The organism is Candidatus Endolissoclinum faulkneri L5 (assembly GCF_000510265.1).
Taxonomy (GTDB): domain Bacteria; phylum Pseudomonadota; class Alphaproteobacteria; order Thalassobaculales; family Thalassobaculaceae; genus Thalassobaculum; species Thalassobaculum faulkneri_A.
Map to the genome: position 1 here is coordinate 899091 of NZ_CP006745.1, position 19157 is coordinate 918247.

Consider the following 19157-nt stretch of genomic DNA (forward strand, 5'->3'; position numbering starts at 1 on the left):
TTATTCTATATTCCTCTTCGGAAAGCGCCTAAATTCTATATTCCTCTTCGGAAAGCGCCTAAATTGATGAGAGGAAACATAACGTATTCCCTTAACTAAATAATCCTGACAAGTGAATAGTGTCAGGATTACACCTAGCCACAAACCAACTTCCCCTACTGTTGTGGAGTCTATCCATTTTGGGGAATCATCTCCAATAATTAAAAAGCCGATTGCTATTAAATGAACCGTTGTTTTCCACTTAGCTAAACGACTAATTGGTATGCTAACTCTTAGTTCTGCTAAAAGCTCACGCAAGCCGGAAACTATTATCTCACGCAACATGATTACTAAAGCTGCCAAAACAGTTGTTCCAGAAATATGATCAAGTGCTACTAGTGTCAGCAGTGATGCTACGACCAGCAGTTTATCCGCAATAGGATCAAGTAAACGCCCAATTCCCGACTGAACTTGCATAACTCGTGCAAGATAACCGTCAAAGTAATCGGTAACACTAGCTAATATATATGAGATCAAGGCAACCCATCGTAGAGTTTCTCCACCAAGCCAGAGACATATAGTAATCGGCACTACAGCCAAAATGCGGAAAATAGTCAGCCAATTGGGTAATTGATCTAGCATCTTGCTGCAATTTATCACTTTTAAAGAGAAATTTTTTTTCGTCCACAACAGTATATCACAGCACAGAATCAGAGAAGAAGATCATAAAAATTATGATATTTGCCTTAAATTATGAACGGAAGCAATACATCCATCATAATTTTGTGCCTGCACTTAATATGCTATCAATTTGTTAGCAGCTTACTAAACATCGCATAAACACCAATGTTAGTTATGAAAGATTTAAAGTCAATCTGCAGCCTGTTGATTAAACATTTTAAGTTAACCCAAGTCCAAATTGTAAATTGGTAAAAGCTAAAACTATAAATTAAATAGATTTTCAGCAAAATATATTAGTTAACATTCAATGAAATTTCGTATAAACAGAAATTTTTAAAATAATTTGTTTTCAATGTTTATTATATGAATAAATAAGATGTTTATTATATGAATAAATTAAGACGACGCAATATAAGAATAAATAATATTATAAGAATAAATAATATAATCTAATTACTCATTTGTAAGACTGGAATGATAATAAATTGATATCTATAATGTTATAATTTTTTATTGAAATCTATTACATAATTTTATTATATTAATTATAATGTTATTGCTAATAGTTCGTATGATAATATATATTTAGTAGATTTTTCTTAATCGAAATGCGTAATGTATTTCAATAAAGAGACCTGTTTTTAAGCAAGCATTTTTAACTTTTAAAAACATTTATTGTAATATTTTATTAGAAATAGCTGTCCTGATGGTTAAGAACTTTGTTATACTAACGATCCAGTAAAACCTACTATTCAGGTTCAATGTAACCTTTGCAAATTATACACTGTTCTTTGGAGCAGTGAGTTAGTATTCACATGAAACCGGTTGAAAGTATAGCATTTGCTGAATGGATGCATCATCCACCTTGTAGTCCCGTTTTATCTTTATTAACCAACAGTGGCTATTTAGCGCGGTTTGTCGGCGGAGCAGTTCGCAATCATATGCTTGGCTTGCCGGTTGTTGATTTTGATATAGCCACTAATGCATTGCCTGCTAATATACTTGCTCTATGTACATCAGCGGGTTTGCACGCGGTTCCTACTGGAATAAGACATGGTACTATAACCATCTTTATCGATGGTGCTTTCGTAGAAGTTACTACCCTACGCCGAGATGTGGATACCGACGGCCGTCATGCCATGGTATCCTTCACAGAAGATTGGCTCGAGGACGCCTCCCGTCGAGACTTTACTCTAAACGCAGTTTATCTTGATATGGATGGCAATCTTTACGATCCAACTACTACCGGGATTGCTGATATTCGTGCCAGAAGAATTCGCTTTATTGGTAATCCGCAGATTAGAATTCAAGAGGACTGCTTGCGAATTCTTCGTTTTTTCCGCTTCTATGCTGAGTATGGGGATAAAGAGCTTGATATTGATAGCCTTAAAGCTTGTGTTGATTTGGCGCCAAGTTTATCTTCGCTATCCGGCGAACGAGTATGGAAAGAATTTTCTCGGCTGTTAATTGCTCCAATGGCAGAAGAAGTGATAGTTATCATGGCAGAAAGTGGTGTAGCAAAGTATTTGTGGGATGGTCCATTTGATGCAAGCCAACTCGTAAAATTCATAAATATCGAGCGTTGCTACGGTATGAATCCAAATCCTATTAGTCGTCTTGCTGCTTTACTAGCTGAGTCAAATACAGCTAGATCAGTTGCTAAAAGACTTAAATTTTCTAATGCTGATGCAAAACGCTTAACTGCTGCTATTGCGACACCGAAAAATCCTCTGATGAATACTTACGAGTGCAAAACAACAATATATCGCTTAGGCGCTAAAAACTTTATCAATGCTAGAATGCTTCTCGCAGCAAAAACGGGGAAGGATATTGAAAATGATCTCGCTATTGCCCGACATTGGACACCGCCTGTTTTCCCTCTAACTGGCATTGATATAGTTGCACTCGGCGTTGAGCCTGGGCCAAAAATTGGGGAATTGCTACGTTTAGTAGAAAATTGGTGGATTAGAGGCGGTTTTACTGCAGATAAAAAAGCCTGCAAGTCAAAATTGCGCCGTATAGTATCCAACATCAAGATAAACTAATGATTAATTTGATTACTGACAAAGAAGCTAAAAGCCAATCAGATAGAGCGTAGTAACATTCTACTCTCAAGAAGGAGCTTCTTAACGATTGATGGTACGTAAAATTTTCTAAATTACCGATTGACTTTATTATTGCCTCAATTAAGCTTAATTATATCTTGCAAATCAAATCTAGACAAAATAGCATCCTTGTTAATTTAAAAAACAAATTCTCCTCATGGTTACCGTTATGCTAGGCGAATAAAAGGATCTGATTAATGATAAGACAAAGCGATAGCAATTTATAGATAAGGACGTTAGCACATTCATTAGATTACTCGCTGAGAAATACATAGTCGTATAAGATTGTCAATCTAGAATTTAATCTTAAACAAAATTACCTAACTAATAGACAGATCATTATTTTATGCTTGTGAATGCAGACAGTTTATAGATAAACTGGAAGCATTAGAAATAGCCAAAGTTTTATTTCATAATATATTAGACCGAAAATAAATCCACACTGCTAAAATGTATAGTTTTTAACAAACAAATGTATTAGTTAAACAAACCACTAAACAGTGTTAAAACTTAAAATATAATGATTATTACTGAACCTAGGCTTATAATTTAATTGCGAAAATTTTTGAATAAAAATCGAAGGTAAAAAGCAAAATTTGCTATCTATTCACTACAATCAAACCAGAATTTTGACTAAGTAATTACATTAATTGATAAAAATCAATGATTTTTGACTTTTGTAGTCTATGCTATTGCTTTGTCATTGACAATGAATTATAAGCTTTGAAAGAAGGCTATCATATTTAATTTATCTTTCCTTCGTTCAAATTAGCATATTTACAAGTTTATATTAGTATGGATAATAAATACAAGAATTTATGAATTTAACTAATAATTGAATCTTATTTTTATACTTTAATTAAAAGTATTTTACTTTATGGTATATTATGCTAGGTGGATTTGTACAATTTAAATTGCGAATTTATTCAATGAGAATCATATGACGATGATCTAATATAATTATTGTAACTTTTCGATAATCAATAATTATAGCGCTCACATTCTTGGGCTTATCTTGCTAAAAAGATAGCGACAGCTGTATGGCAAGCTTATCTATTTACATAGATGACATTTAATTATTCGTTATGGTGAACCAACAAAATTCTACCTTAAGAGGTACTTTACAAAGTAAAAGTATAGTTTGATAAAATATCAAGACATTGTTCTTCGTATTATTTAGTGTTTTTTAATGGTGTAAAAAAAATAATATTGATTTTGCTCTTAACTAGAATGCTACAAGTGCAAGCTTGCGGTCTGGAAATTGTTTATGCTAAGCGAAGGGTTGTTTTATTACGTTCTTTTTTTTTAAAGAACGTAATAAAACAACAGAAATTTATCAAAAATTGTCATTTATTTATCAGTTCTCACTAATTAAAAACGATCAATGTTAGTCATTTCGAACAAAGCATTCCTATATTCATAGGACGATAAATTATAGAATATCCTCATCATAAAATATTTTTATTTCTATATTGTTTGACTGCACTGATCAGTCCATTGAACTTAACATCTTAATCGTAAGATTAACGTAATTAGCTATTTTCGCTTAGCATGAATAACATTCAATAATGCCTTGATTAATACACTTTATTAAGGATGCAGTAGAATAATTTGGATCTAGTGAAATATTTTTATCTACTAGTAATACATTAAAAATTACTAAGCATCTATTGGGGATAGTTGAATTTGCCTTTATAGATGCTTCTAAGTATAAAACACTGACTAACTTCTCCACCTTATTTCTAACTATATATTTTTCGAATAAAGATCTCCATCTTACCAGAAACCAATGACATCATTAACTCTTGAAACAATGAAAAGCTTGAAAATTACCTTGTTATAATAAACTTTTATGGCGTGATTAAAGCTTGAGACTATTATTTTATGAATTATCACTTAATCGCTTAATTATAACTGGTTATATTTAGCAAAATAGAGTAAAGTCTAACTTTAGAATTAGACAATATTAATTAACAATGCCTAGCATTGTTAATTAATATTGTCTAATGGATAAATCAATAGTTTAGAATTTATATACAATATTATATTAGATATTCTATATTTAGCACGTAACTCTTAACAGGAAAATTTAATAGTTTAACAACGTTAAAATTTAGATTATAATAATTAATGAAATATAATGATCTGTTTTTTATTAAATCATTTGTATTGTCATTAAATTTTGATTTTTTTAGTAAAATGATCAATCTAGACATATTGCTCAACAATGTGCTAAAAAGCGATTTGCTTTATATAATTTTTTTTCGTTAAATTATTCGGGAATCCTAATGAAGTTTAATGGAAATGCACTACGCATCGGCAACGTGCTGGAGCATAAAAAAAGACTTTGGATTATTACTAAAGCCCAGGCAGTAAAACCAGGCAAAGGTGGAGCCTTTAATCAGGTTGAGATGAAAGACATTAGAAATGGTACGAAAATAAACGAGCGTTTTCGTGCGGGAGAGCAGGTCGAAGTTATACGTCTAGAACAACGTGAAGCAACCTATCTATATGATGACGGCAATATCTTGTACTTTATGGATCCAACTACTTACTCTCAGATAGAGATTGATGCTGGAATGATAGGTGATAAAAGATCATTCTTAAAAAATGGCTTAACGGTAAGTATCGAGTTTTTCGAGCAAGAGCCGCTATCTATTTCCCTACCACACACAGTAGTTATGAGAATTGTCGAAGCAGATTCTGTAATTAAAGGACAAACCTCTGCAGCCTCATATAAGCCTGCTCTTCTAGAAAATGGTTTGAAAATTTTAGTACCACCTTATATTGAAACTGGAGCTTGTATTATTGTGAAAACTGAAGACTTCAGCTACGTTGAGCGCGCGAAGAATGACAATTAATGGTCTGGTTTTTTTTAAAATAATATTTAGCCACAGAGGAATATACTAATGGCCGTTCATTCGGCCTTGTATAATGTAATTTTCAAGGCTTGCCAAAAAGCAGCACGCAACCTACGGCGAGACTTTGGCGAGATTGAAAATTTGCAAGTTTCTAAAAAGACCCCTATAGATTTCGTATTAACTGCCGACAGGCAAACCGAACGGTCACTATACGAAGAGCTGAAGCAAGCTAGACCAAAATACGGTTTCTTAATGAAAGCTAAAGGTACACTTCAAAGTACTGATCCGAATAAACAGCGTTGGATTATTGACTCACTTGACGGTGCCAAGAATTTCTTACATGGAATCCCGCATTTTGCCATCTCTGTTGCACTTGAAGAAAAAGGTGAGATAATTGCTGGTGCAATTTATCAACCATTAAATGATGAATTTTACTGGGCAGAAAAAGGTTCCGGAGCATATCTCAACAATCGTCGCTTACGGGTATCTAGCCGTAGTAACATTCGGCAAGCTTTGTTAGCTACTAACATTCCTACTTCTGCAATTAGTAATAATAAAAATTTATTTAGCATATCGCAAGCTAAACTGCGAGAAACAAGCGCTGGTGTGCGCTGCTTCGGTAGCTCAGCACTAAACCTTGCTTGGGTTGCTTCTGGCCGGCTTGATGGATACTGGGAGAAAAAATTAACCATCAGAAATACAGCGGCTGGTATTTTGCTAGTAAAAGAAGCGGGTGGCTATATTAGCGACTTTAAAGGTAGGGTTGCATTGCTAAAATCGGGAGATTTGATCGCAGCCAACAGCACTTTGCATACTACATTAGTCAATTCGTTAAGCGATATAAATATCTTTTAGATTATAACTGACTAACATATTTAATTCACTTAGAGAATAAGATTTTATCAAGTTTATTTTATTGCAGTAGAGATAAATTAATTAACAAGAGAACAATGTCTGTAGATTATTTCATATTAATTATTATTGCTTTAAAACATTGACTATCTTAACTCATCTGACAATCTGCTTATGTATGCACCCCTCCCCAATTTGGTCATTATTCGATTTTTATTTTAGATCAATAAGAATAACAAGTTTACGTTAAACAAAAAACTGCCTAGATTTGATTACTGCTCAGCTTAAAAGATAAAAATTGATTAATTCAATCCAGTAGAACCAAAACTACCAGTTCCGCGCTTAGTATCCTCTAAAGCATATACCTCTTCCCAAGCTACACTGATGACAGGGGATATCACTAGTTGAGCAATGCGATCGCCGTGTTCAAATGTCACCACTTTCTTACCAAGGTTTATTAGCATCACCTTGATCTCACCACGATAATCACTGTCTATGGTCCCAGGTGCATTATAACAAGCAATGCCGTAGCGAAGCGCTAAGCCTGAGCGTCCTCTTATCTGCCCTTCATAACCCTTAGGTAAAGCAATTGATAACCCAGTAGCAATAACCGCGCGCTCCATTGGCACTAGATTCAACGAAGCGCAAATAGCAGCATGCAAATCCATTCCAGCAGAACCACTAGTTTTATAGGATGGTAACGGTAAGTCCGCTCCATGGGCTAAGCGAACAACACGAATAAAAAGGCTCATGTAAAATTCCTACTCTGAAAATACTCTGCTATGTTGGCGGCAAGACGATGAGCAATTTCAACTTTAGTCATAGTTGGCCAATTTTCTAGTTTATCGTTGCTAAGCAGATAAATAGTATTATTATCACTGCCAAAGGTATTAACTTCAGAAGAAACATTATTAGCTACAACCCAATCACAACCCTTGCGAGTCAACTTAGCCATAGCGTGCTCTAGTACATTTTCTGTCTCCGCTGCAAAACCAACCATTAAAGCTGGTCTACCCTCAGTCTTTTGGGAAAGGATCTGTAATATGTCTGCATTCTCAATAAGTTGTAAAGTTTTAATGCCGCCAGATTCCTTCTTGAGCTTATGTTTGCTTATAGTTTTTACTCGCCAATCACTAATTGCAGCAGCACATACCACGATGTCAACAGGCAAAGCTGCCTCACAAGCTGCTAACATGTCAGTAGCGCTTTCAATCAGTACAGTATTTACTCCGAGAGGATAAGGTTCGCTAGTGGGGCCACTAACTAGAGTAACGTCAGATCCTAAATCTACCAAAGCCTTAGCGATTGAATATCCTTGCTTGCCAGAAGAACGATTAGCAATATAGCGAACTGGGTCAATAGACTCATATGTCGGTCCACTGGTTACAATTGCCTTACGCCCAGCGAGAGAACCAGAGCGCTTGACAAAATAATTTTCCGCCTCCGTAACAATATCAGTTACCTCAGACATACGACCAAATCCATGCTCGCCACATGCCATATATCCCTTATTTGGCCAAGCTATTCGTACTCCTCTGGATATTAGCCTCGTTAAGTTTGTCTTAGTTGCCGGATGCTCCCACATACGCAAATTCATTGCAGGAGCAATTAGCACATCATTATCAGTTGCGAGCAATAAAGTAGAAGCAAGATCTTCACACAATCCATTAGCCATTTTTGCAATTAAATCCGCAGTAGCAGGAGCAACAATAATAAGATCAGAAGAACGAGAAAGATTAATATGTTTCATTTCAGAATCTTCTGTTAATTCAAATAAATTTGTATAAACCTTGTTTTCCGTCAATACTGACAACGATAACCGAGTAACAAAATGTTCAGCTGCCTTAGTCAATATTGCATGGACAATTGCACCACGATCACGCAAACGACGAGTCAAATCAAGTGCTTTATAAGCAGCTATTCCACCGCCTACTATCAAAATAATTTTTTTATTACTTAGCTTCATAATTAAAAAAACCTAGGCAAATACACAGAATGATACATTCTACCCGATCTTTCTCGTGGTCAGAGATTAAATATTTGATATTTTAGCAGCAGCGATAGAAGTATCTATAGAATATAGATTAAAAAAACTAAAATCCATTTCCTAGCCTAAGCAACCAATCGAATTAAAATGATGATTTTAACAAAAAAAAACTAATATTAAGTAAATAAAATATTACTAAAGGTTAATTTATTTTAGGTAGCTGAAGTAATAAACAAAAAAAAATTTTTGCCTAGTTGTATTAGATTTAATTTACTCACCTGAATTACTCTTACTTATAAATAGCTAAGTAATTGAAATACTTGTATAATGCTTGTTAAAGTCAATATATAGCTTACGAGAAAGTCTTAACAAAACTATTAAGAATTAGCTATTATTATCTAATTTAAAGTAATTACTTACTTGAAAGTAACATAATTGAATGATCTGATTTACTCCACTTTGTATCACAAGAAATGCTGAACAACAAAAATATTCTTCGCTAATATCAATCTAGCATTACCGGAATAAGCATTTAGTTTAAAGATGGCTCTGAAATTAAATCAACAGCGCATTCGATATATGCACTTCAGCTGTAATTATGTTTAACAGCTAATTATTTAGCCATATATTTGACATTATTAATTATACGCATAAATTATATTATTTATGTAAAAGTCAAAGTTATGACAAGCACCGTTTCTATTGTTTAGAATAATATATCAGCCAAAACAATTTTAAATTTTATCTATCCAATACCAAAACACAAATAACTTGATGTACGTACCAAAATTCACAATCGCAACTTGTCTGGGCTATAGCACTAATAAAACGCAATAGATAAACTAAGCTGATTATTTTTCTTTACTGGAATAGTCCAATAGTTACCCAAAAACTGAATTACAGTAATCTGCTAAATGTGCATTTCACAACAATTAACAAAATATTGACTCCCTGCTCTAATTATGATGGCATGTCTATGCTGTTCATTGGGATGTATTTATGAGCATACACTTGTACCCTAATGACTACTATTGAAACATAGTGTGATTTACAATAGTGAAAAGCCAAGCGGATGGCCATAAACTAACTATCCAATTAATCAACTATTAAGGCTAAAATAGAACAATAATCGGTAAAGAATTTTTAATTATCATATCTGAATGATGTAGTTTGCTAAAATTTCCTAAGTTTATATTCATGAGTAGCTCTTTAAGAGCCAAACATTATAGTAATAGTGATAAATACTATGTAACACATGTTTTGAGTATAGTACCTTAATTTATATAATCAATTACTCTATATGGATAGAGTAAAATCGACCTAGTATTTCTTTACACCTAAAGAATATAGGGTTTAACTAAACAATGCTATTAATACATTGGCTATAATAGTCTTGTTATTTGAGTTTAATCTTTATGTAGCAAATTAGTAATTAAATTTTACTTACTCCTCATCACTTTATAGTCCCCCACCAATGACAGCACAATAGCCAATAGAGTCAATTTTTGAAGATTTCTTCCCAGCCTGTATGCATAAATGTTCCCCGATAGCAAAGTAGTATATTGCTGAACTAGCCAAGAAAATTAATACATTTAGCAGTAAATAAAGCAATAGGTAATTACAATTTCTAGCCTGTTAGATCATTATGAAATTATTTAATGAATACTTATTATTAAACATAATAAAAAACAAAATCAATCTACCTCTTATAGATGATCATAACATGATTATGACCTTATAATTCGTCAAATAAAATGAAAAATATCTCCATAAAACTCAAAAAAATTCTTCCTATGCATTCCATAATGGATCAGAAAAGAATTTGATATATAGACAAATATACCACTTCTTAATTGAAGTCATTGCTTAATGATAGCAATTACTTCAAACAACCTAACAGCTTCAATAATACAATATTCTTTTAATAGGATCAGTAAAATAGTAAGCAAGAATCTCTAATATATTGCTCTATATAATTAATATAGCAATATAAATTACTGTTTATTCAACTAGTTGACACATATATACAAAATATAGCGAAGATGCTAAAACTAATCAGCCTCTTAGATCATTACGTTTACTCTTTCCTTATCTATTGCTCCACAGATTTTCTAGTTCTCATGATCCAACCACCTCCAAGCAGACGATTGCCAGCATCAGCGTCATAAAAGACTGCTGCTTGTCCTGCAGAAATGCCAAATTGCATCTCGTCAAGAATCAGCTTGACGCTATCCCCAGCCAAATACAAGGTACCCATAGTAATTTCTTGAGAAGATCGAAGTTTTACAAATACGCGAAGACTAGAAGATAGGTTAATATTTTCATCAAGTCCCCCTATAAGCCAGTTTAATTCACCAACCATAACATGATTCGTTCCCAATGCTGAGCGCGGGCCAACAACAACTCGATGTGTTTCAGGAGATAGGCTAATCACGTAAAGAGGATCGGTATGAGATAAACCATCCATAGCTTTTCTACCGCCTATACCAAGGCCACGGCGTTGGCCAATCGTATAGTGAATAATACCCTCATGACGACCAATTACCGTACCATCCATATGTACTATTTCACCTGGTTCATATGCTCCAGGGCGCAATTTTTTAACTACTTCTGAGTATTTGCCATTAGGCACAAAGCAAATATCTTGGCTATCTGGCTTATCTTGCACATTTAGACCAAGCCGATGAGCGTAATCTCTAGTCTGACTTTTCCTAAAATCTCCTAGAGGAAAACGTAAAAATTCAAGCTGTTCTCTTGTAGTAGTAAACAAGAAATAACTTTGATCTTTAGCTAAGTCGATAGCTCTATGAAGTTCAACACCATGAGATCCAAGAACTCTACGTGCATAATGGCCAGTAACCAGCGCAGATGCGCCCAAGCCTCGAGCTGTTGCCAATAAGTCTCTAAACTTAATTGTTTGGTTGCACTGCACACAAGGGATAGGAGTGATGCCTCGCAAATAGCTGTCAGCAAAATTTTCAATCACTCTCTCGCGAAAACGGCTTTCGTAGTCCAACACATAATGCGGAATACCAACTACTTCAGCTACTAATCGAGCATCATAAATATCCTTACCAGAACAACAAGCACCAGCATTACCAATCTTTAAACCATGATCGTAAAGCTGCAAAGTAATGCCAACAACGTCATAACCAGCATGCTTCAATAGACAAGCCGTTGTTGAGCTATCAACGCCACCAGACATTGCTACGACAACACGCTGATCTCTACGCGGATTAGGTAAGTTTAAATCCAAATCAGGAAGCAAATCATTCATAAAGCACAAGCATATCTATACTGATAAAACTATAGAACTGATAAAACTATAAATAAAAACTAGGAAATCATTAGATGATTATAAAATTAATTTCAGCTATAACTGCCAAAGCTTAGTACCCATCTCGAATAATTTTGATATAAAAGCTAAGTATCGTAGTCCCATGTGACATATTTTCAATAGTTCATTAAAAAGATCAACTAGCAATGCTGCAGATACTAGCAAGTTAAAACGACAATTTTAATCTAAGTTATAATTCTAATACAACAAAATTACGCTATTGCTAACTTACCAGCTACAGAATGATTGGTAAAATCTAATACTAACTAAAAATCTATAAAGCAAATTATCACAAAACAGCGCTAGTTAATTCATTAATATAATATGACTACGGATAAGTAATGATTGCTATAAATGATCAAGCGATAATCTTTCATCAATTGAATACATAATAAAATTTCCAAACGAGCGATATATTAGGTATTAAATAAAATTTTTTACAATTTAATCTTAAATAATTACACAAATTACTTATCCTAAGGATAAGTATAAATTAGACAATCACTATCTAGCTAACTAGATAAGATTCCTTTAATGTACACAATATATGTTTTTGCATATATTTTTATGTTTTTGCATATATTTTTACAAATTTTTACTTTGTAACTAATAACAAGCTTTAATCGTAAAAAATAGTAACTAAGATAGTTTGATTTAGCCTCCACCTAATATATTATTACGTACCAATGCAATATTGCCTAAGTTTATGATAATAATCATATCGAAGCGAATTTCATAACAGAAAGCAATATCTTACTGTCTATGATTAACAACAGTGCTCGCAAAAGCTTGAAATAATAAGTTCAATGAAATCTCTTTCAATCAGAGGAAATTTTATGGTAAAAATGGGGGGATATAGATGGTGAGATATAAACAACGATAAAGTCAACCTACACAAAATTTATAACAAATAACACAAATTTGTAGCAAACATAAAGAGTTGCAATTATATTAAAACTGATCTTAGCACTTTTGATGATATCGCCTTAATAGCTTTTGCAGAACATGATATTCACAAAAACACAAAACTGTGAATAACCTTGTTGGAATTAGGTAGGGTATTGTTTGTGTCAATTAATTTCACTTCAAATTACTACTAGATAAATAATCATCCATATACTACCTTTTTGTGTAAAAAAACCTTGTTTATAGAGAAACAGACAAAATATTATACTCTGATAGTAAAGTAAAAGCTTTTAACGAGCCATTTATAGACAGAATTATAAATCCGGATATGGATTTATTTTTTATAACAACTAGCAAAATTGCTCAAAAGAATTAATCGCTCGCCTAAGCAAAACCATCTTAATTATACTACTACGACCTCATGATAATGTCTTAATCTTAGAATCGATAAATGATAGCTAGATAAATAATCGATAATATTTTACTTACAGCATTATTAATCATTATTATATAGAATAAAATAATATTATTAATCTAGCAATAATTTTTACTCGCGACGCAAAAGCCAGTCGATCAAAATATTGCTTACGCTTTTCTCTTTAAAAGCATTATCCATAGCATCACGATCGTAAATTGTTTCTACCCAATTGCGAAAAGTAATTCCACTTTCTTTTTCTGCCTGCAGGTATTGCTCATAAAAAAAATCAATAACTCCTGTTTTAGCTTGTCTGACATGTCCATAACGCAAAGATAAGTGGTTCTTCATAGCCTGGCGTAAAGGAACCTTTTTATGCTGCCATAAATACATCGTTGCCATAAATCCAGTTCTATCTGCTCCAGATTTACAATGCATCAATACTGGATATTCTAAGTTTTTCCAAATATCTATGCTAGCTAGCATAGTTAGCTTGTTTGAGGCTGAGCGTGAACGAATAGGAAAATCGACTAAATTAAGTTTAAGTTCTGCACATGCAGCACGTTCCAGAGTATAGGTAGCGTCATTACGGAAACCTCGTAAATTCAAGATTGTTTTAAAGCCTTCTGCTTTTATTTTGCGCAAATGAGTAGGACTAGGTTGAGCAGAACGCCAAAGATCTTTATCAACCCTGCACTTATTCAAAAAAAATACACGCACAAAGCCATGATCAACTAACATGAGATTCCACCAAGCTGCACGGCGAATAGTATCAGTTATAATATCCAGCATTTTAGCAATCTTTCGCAAGCCTACTGTCAACAAAATCAGAAATCAAATGATCGGTATAAATCACAAAAAAATTAAAATTTTGCTAAAAGACACTTGTACCGACTTGCTATTGTTTCGCTTGTGGAAAACCTTCGTACAAGTATACGCAAAATGGTTAGTTTACGCTACTATTGCCATGGTGATGGTAGCTTTAACAACAGCTGTTACCGCTTGGTTAATGGATCCTATTGTTGATAAAGTCTTCGTAGAAAGAAACTATTCTATGCTATGGCTAGTTAGCTTTGCGGTAATGATAACCTTTGCGGTGAAAGCCTTAGCATCTTTTTTTCAGGAAGCTCTCCTTGCTAAAGTGGGAGGAAGAATTGTAGCAGACGTTCAACTTAGATTGTTCATTCATATCATCAATCAGGATATAGCATTCTTCCAAAGTCAATCTACGGGAGTACTAGTATCACACTTTACTGTCAACGTCCAGGCTTTACGTCAAACAGCTTCTAGTGCCATAGTTGGGTTAATACGTGACGGTTTATCGGCAATATTCTTGTTTGGAGTAATGATATACCAAGATTGGCAGCTATCATTAATCGCTTTGTTGATCACACCGATCACTATCTTGCCTATACAAAAATTAGGTAAACACATGCGGCAAGTTTCTAGTGTAGTACAAGTCTGTATGGGAAATTTAACAACACTGCTAAATCAGTCTTTTCAGAGTATTCGGGTGATCAAAGCCTATGTAATGGAGAGATCAGAAACTAAACGCATTTACGCGTTAAGTAATGAAATTTATCAAATAACTTACCAGCAAAGCCTAGTACGTGCTGCTGTGCAGCCGATTGTCGATGGATTCGGTGGTTTAGCTATAGCAGCCATAATCGTTTATGGAGGATATCAAGTTATTGAAGAAAGAACGACTCCGGGAGCTTTCTTCTCTTTCATTACTGCTATACTAATGATTTATCAACCGTTGCGCGGCCTTGGGAAAGTTAGCACAACTTTGCAGGAAGGTTTGGCAGCGGCTGAGCGGCTATTTGTCCTGTTTGATTATCGTTCAAATACAGTCGAAGCACCTTATGCAAAAGCCATGGTACGAGCTCCAGCCGACATTGCTCTAAAGGATGTGAGATTCAGCTATTCCGAGGGAAATGAAGCGTTAGCTGGTATTAATTTAGTAGCTCCAGCTGGCAAAATTACTGCATTAGTTGGTCCTAGCGGTGCTGGCAAAAGTACTATTATTAATCTTATTCCACGATTTTTTGACGTAGACAGTGGCTCAGTCACTATTGGTGGAAGCGATGTGCGTGCTTTAACTATAAATAGCTTACGTGATTCAATAGCTTTGGTAAGTCAAGAAATTGTCCTTTTTGATGATACCGTTGCTGAAAATATTCGTTTTGCTCGATCCGAAGCTACGGATGAGGAATTGCATGCAGCAGCTCAAGTTGCAGCACACTCTTTTATTACTTCCTTACCAAAGGGCTATAATACTCGAATAGGTGAATGCGGACTTAAGCTATCTGGCGGTCAACGACAACGCATTGCTATTACACGTGCTATACTGAAAAACGCACCAATTTTACTGCTTGATGAAGCAACTAATGCGCTAGATAGCGAATCAGAGCGGCAGATACATAATGCAATTGTAAAACTTATGAAAAATAGAACCGTCTTGATTAGCACACACAGGATATCTACGCTGCTAGAAGCAGATGTCATTCATGCTGTTGAAGGCGGAAAAGTAGTAGAAAGTGGTAACCATCAAGCGCTAATGAAGATAGGAGGAACTTACGCTCAGCTTTACGCTAGACAATCCCAAAATTCTCTGAAGTAGATTCATAATAAACAACGGACAAAGAGATCATTAAAGTCAAAATATAATCCTATAAAAATATTAATTTTAAGTATTAAGGTTTAGATACAAAAATTATAAATAATACTGCTGCAATTAATAAAAATACGTTTTTATAATACGAGTAAATCTATCTGGATAATTTTGTTTTATAAATGGAAGTGTAGACTTCATTTATTTTATAATTAATAATGGGAGCGCTTAATAATTAACTTAAAGCACAAATCATAAATCAAAGAGTAGATAATCGTTTCTACAAAAACGTCTAGCTACCACTTTTCCAATGAACCAAGATAATAACAATCCCCAAATATATAATACATAAGCTATTGCATTATCCTAATCATACATAGGTCTCTTCCGGAATATTTCTACCTTCTCCTCGGCTATCCTTAAAAGATAACGATCAGAATAATCATTAGAATACCAAATACTGATATCAAAAATATATATCTTAAGTATACTGCCCAGTATTTATTGTCCTAGGTTTAAAAAATAATTGAGTTAACAGCGTTAACTTCAACAAATGAAGCAATTATAATTATAAGTAAATACTTATACGCAATCAAAGTATTGTCTTAAAACATAATTTTTTAAGCTAGATCCCCTAAAATCCAAATAACCAAGTTGAGACATAAATAACTAAGAATATAAAAACAAAATTATAATCAAAAAAGTCACATTTTTGTTCTTTGACATTTTAAGGTTTCAATCTAATTTTGAATAGCATTATCGGTTTATAGGCTTTGAATTTTAAAAAACAGAAAACCTCTCTCGCTGCCCTTCTCAAGGTATAAGATTTAATCTTGATAATGTAATTCGAATTATCATTCTAAAGTAAAATTTAATCGTATCCAATACGGCTAATTTTAAGCAAAATATCGGGCAATATATTTTAAATGTATAACAAATAGAATATAGCTGCTCCAGTACTATTATATTCCTGTATGGTGAGTAGGCCGAGATTGCAAATAAAAATAATCGGTAAGATATTACGTCAGTGGAAGAAAACAAGTATGTCGCCCGGAGTAATTTCCCGTTCAATATCTATGGGAATGGTAGTTGGATTTTCACCGACTGTCGGTCTGCAAGCGCTAATATGCTTCCTTATCACATTTATTTGCAACCGTTTATGGCGTCAGGATACTTTTGACTGGATAATTGCCTTAATTGGTTCGTTAGTAGTTAACCCATTAACCTTAGTACCAACTTACACGTTTTATTACTGGGTTGGATGCCACGCGATCAGATGCTCCAATGTGATGGAGGTACAAGATTTTAAAAATATTAGGTATTTTTTGTACGCTTTAAAAGAAGGTACCGCTGCAATATTTCTAGGATCAGTACCATTTATGATTATCGGCTTAGCGTTGGGATATTACATAGGAAAAATAATTGAGCGCCTGTTGGAAACTCGAATACAACGTCGTAAAGAACGTATGCTTAAGAAAAAGCTTAGCAACAAATCCAGTAAAACTGCATACAAATAAAATACTACACAAAGTAAGTAACGAATGATTTACACCACCTAGATAAAAGTGCAATAGTTTCCCTGGAATATGATGCCTCGCATGCTACTCCAAAACTAGCTTACAAGCTATCCAAAACGAATCTTTGGTATTAGCTTAAAGCTATTAATCACAGTATAAATTACAAATAACAAGTTAATTAAGCAGTAGTAATAAGCATAAATTATAAAATACCAAGCAAAAATCTTACTTTTATAGAAAAGCACTTACATTTTCAAGTTTTTCTAAAATATAACTTAATCTTTAATACTATTAAGATATAATTATTATCGAATTAAATTTAATAAAATTATTATGTACTGTAATTGAAATAGTGCAACTGTAGGAGCAATATTAACTTATAATATTTAATTATCTAGATGTTTATGAGAAGAAAAATAACTATTTATTATACTATCCACCAGGGTAAAAATAAAAAAAGCACTATTTTATGTTGTTTTACTAAATTTAGTATTAGATTAATTTTTTTATTCAGACTAAGTTAAAATCAAGATCATTTCTAATTTAGATCAAAGTATTTGATTGAAGCTATTGCTAAAATATCCAGTAGTTTTGGTATTTCATTGCCTTAATCAGATCATAGCGTAATCATTATCAATTAACTAATAAGCAAAATTTATCTGACTGAAAAATTATTTAAAATAAAGATAGCTGAATTTCTTCTTATAAAGAAAAAATGCTTAATGAAAATGTTTGCTGCAAAATAAGCAATGATTATTGTAGAATACTAATGTCTGCAAGCATACAGCAAATCTTAATTAATTATTGAATCACAAGCAAATATAGCAAAAGTCCACGATCTTGTTAAGATTTATCTAGTACAATATACGCTAGGAAACTTGTATTCGTTTGATTGTAGCACAATTTGCTAATTTAAAAAACATTTAATCGAGAAGGATGATAAAATTCTAAATTATGAATAAACTAGCCAAATAAACCTAAAAGAGTACATTAACAGAATAGCACTAACAAAATAGGAGACAAGAGTATATGCGCTATTGCATCTACAATAATATTAAACAGATATTTCTTCTGTTTAGAGACAGCAAAATGACCAAAACGAAGGCTAACTGGCCAGGTCATTAATAAGAATACTTTTCTTAACGAATTTTAGTTCCTTAAGCTTGTTATATGAAATAACTAGCTTAAGAGTGCACTCATAGCTATTTGATATGGTTAAACCATAATTAAGATAATAGTGGTCTTAAAAAGCACTAGCCTATCACTATAATTAAATTGCTAAATGAAACAAAGCTAAGATCAATAAAATAAGCGCTATAGATAGTACCCAGGATTAAAGTAAGCAACCTTACAAAAAACTACAGTAAACTCATTCTTGTTGTCGTTGAGATATACTAATGTTATATTCGATAATGGGAATCTTGCAGCAAGATTCATTCAGCTCATCACCAAAAAAACACTAATAGAATCATTGAAGATCGCAGACTAAACTAGCTGATAAAATTCAGGTTGCTTACTATTATACTTATTTGCTCTCAATCTCATAGAAGTATCCTCGACTAAAAATAAAAATTAAGCTAGACTATAATGCTATTCTCCTTAAATGTAATCTCCCATAATAATGCTACTAAAGATTGCTTTTACTCACCGGAAGATCTTTTGTTAAGTATAAATAAAATTCAGTTCAGTCCTCCTAGGATCAATTTTATGTATGCTGAATTAAATTTTCCCAATAGCTAAGAAGTAGTTTAAAGAATATAAAATACTACGAAGATGATGTAAAATAAAACTTACCCAATGTAAGCATAGCACAGAATTCTGCTACTAATTAAATCAACATTGCTAGCTAAGCAATCATAGTGCAAGGATTTTTCAATAAAAAGCTACACTTTCAATTAGAATA

11 protein-coding genes are annotated in these 19157 nt (G+C 33.2%); 5 read left to right on the forward strand and 6 right to left on the reverse strand.

Annotated elements, in window-relative coordinates:
* The gene (pgsA, locus tag P856_RS02685; protein ID WP_025300634.1) at nucleotides 1-621 is read right to left on the reverse strand and encodes a CDP-diacylglycerol--glycerol-3-phosphate 3-phosphatidyltransferase; all 621 of its coding nucleotides are present in this window, start codon (nucleotides 619-621) and stop codon (nucleotides 1-3) included.
* Between the two features lie 854 nt (nucleotides 622-1475).
* On the opposite strand from pgsA, the gene P856_RS02690 reads away from it, so the two are divergent.
* The 3 genes from P856_RS02690 to P856_RS02700 all read left to right on the forward strand — a co-directional run bounded on the left by P856_RS02690 (nucleotide 1476) and on the right by P856_RS02700 (nucleotide 6481).
* Nucleotides 1476-2705, forward strand: coding sequence for a CCA tRNA nucleotidyltransferase (locus P856_RS02690; protein WP_025300635.1), 1230 nt, complete (start codon nucleotides 1476-1478; stop codon nucleotides 2703-2705).
* A 2348-nt stretch (nucleotides 2706-5053) separates the two neighbouring features.
* Nucleotides 5054-5626: an elongation factor P gene (efp, locus tag P856_RS02695; protein WP_025300636.1), complete on the forward strand. Its 573-nt coding sequence runs from the start codon at nucleotides 5054-5056 to the stop codon at nucleotides 5624-5626.
* Between the two features lie 48 nt (nucleotides 5627-5674).
* Nucleotides 5675-6481, forward strand: coding sequence for an inositol monophosphatase family protein (locus P856_RS02700; protein ID WP_025300637.1), 807 nt, complete (start codon nucleotides 5675-5677; stop codon nucleotides 6479-6481).
* 299 nt (nucleotides 6482-6780) lie between these two features.
* Here P856_RS02700 and dut read toward each other — a convergent pair whose 3' ends face one another.
* The 4 genes from dut to P856_RS02720 form a co-directional block, all read right to left on the reverse strand.
* Nucleotides 6781-7230, reverse strand: coding sequence for a dUTP diphosphatase (dut, locus tag P856_RS02705; RefSeq protein WP_025300638.1), 450 nt, complete (start codon nucleotides 7228-7230; stop codon nucleotides 6781-6783).
* Complete coding sequence (gene coaBC / locus P856_RS02710; protein WP_025300639.1) at nucleotides 7227-8444, reverse strand: bifunctional phosphopantothenoylcysteine decarboxylase/phosphopantothenate--cysteine ligase CoaBC; 1218 nt, start codon at nucleotides 8442-8444, stop codon at nucleotides 7227-7229. Before coaBC ends, dut begins: the two co-directional genes overlap by 4 nt.
* Before the next feature lie 2113 nt (nucleotides 8445-10557).
* Nucleotides 10558-11742 (reverse strand): tRNA 2-thiouridine(34) synthase MnmA, encoded by a 1185-nt coding sequence (gene mnmA / locus P856_RS02715; RefSeq protein WP_044214896.1) that lies wholly within the window; start codon nucleotides 11740-11742, stop codon nucleotides 10558-10560.
* A 1513-nt stretch (nucleotides 11743-13255) separates the two neighbouring features.
* Entirely contained in the window at nucleotides 13256-13915 is a 660-nt protein-coding gene (locus tag P856_RS02720) for a fused DSP-PTPase phosphatase/NAD kinase-like protein (protein ID WP_025300641.1), read from the reverse strand.
* A 46-nt stretch (nucleotides 13916-13961) separates the two neighbouring features.
* On the opposite strand from P856_RS02720, the gene P856_RS02725 reads away from it, so the two are divergent.
* Together P856_RS02725 and P856_RS02730 are read left to right on the forward strand one after the other, a co-directional pair.
* Nucleotides 13962-15746 (forward strand): ABC transporter ATP-binding protein, encoded by a 1785-nt coding sequence (locus tag P856_RS02725; RefSeq protein WP_025300642.1) that lies wholly within the window; start codon nucleotides 13962-13964, stop codon nucleotides 15744-15746.
* Nucleotides 15747-16711: 965 nt separating this feature from the next.
* Nucleotides 16712-17254, forward strand: coding sequence for a DUF2062 domain-containing protein (locus P856_RS02730; protein ID WP_025300643.1), 543 nt, complete (start codon nucleotides 16712-16714; stop codon nucleotides 17252-17254).
* A 990-nt stretch (nucleotides 17255-18244) separates the two neighbouring features.
* On the opposite strand, the gene P856_RS04510 is transcribed toward P856_RS02730, so the two are convergent.
* Nucleotides 18245-18376, reverse strand: coding sequence for a hypothetical protein (locus P856_RS04510; protein ID WP_264357522.1), 132 nt, complete (start codon nucleotides 18374-18376; stop codon nucleotides 18245-18247).
* Nucleotides 18377-19157 lie beyond the last annotated feature (781 nt).

Coding starts and splice junctions, on each gene's coding strand:
- pgsA (WP_025300634.1), bottom strand. CDS start 621: ATGCTAGATCAATTACCCAATTGGCTGACTATTTTCCGCATTTTGGCT.
- P856_RS02690 (WP_025300635.1), top strand. CDS start 1,476: ATGAAACCGGTTGAAAGTATAGCATTTGCTGAATGGATGCATCATCCA.
- efp (WP_025300636.1), top strand. CDS start 5,054: ATGAAGTTTAATGGAAATGCACTACGCATCGGCAACGTGCTGGAGCAT.
- P856_RS02700 (WP_025300637.1), top strand. CDS start 5,675: ATGGCCGTTCATTCGGCCTTGTATAATGTAATTTTCAAGGCTTGCCAA.
- dut (WP_025300638.1), bottom strand. CDS start 7,230: ATGAGCCTTTTTATTCGTGTTGTTCGCTTAGCCCATGGAGCGGACTTA.
- coaBC (WP_025300639.1), bottom strand. CDS start 8,444: ATGAAGCTAAGTAATAAAAAAATTATTTTGATAGTAGGCGGTGGAATA.
- mnmA (WP_044214896.1), bottom strand. CDS start 11,742: ATGAATGATTTGCTTCCTGATTTGGATTTAAACTTACCTAATCCGCGT.
- P856_RS02720 (WP_025300641.1), bottom strand. CDS start 13,915: ATGCTGGATATTATAACTGATACTATTCGCCGTGCAGCTTGGTGGAAT.
- P856_RS02725 (WP_025300642.1), top strand. CDS start 13,962: ATGATCGGTATAAATCACAAAAAAATTAAAATTTTGCTAAAAGACACT.
- P856_RS02730 (WP_025300643.1), top strand. CDS start 16,712: ATGGTGAGTAGGCCGAGATTGCAAATAAAAATAATCGGTAAGATATTA.
- P856_RS04510 (WP_264357522.1), bottom strand. CDS start 18,376: ATGACCTGGCCAGTTAGCCTTCGTTTTGGTCATTTTGCTGTCTCTAAA.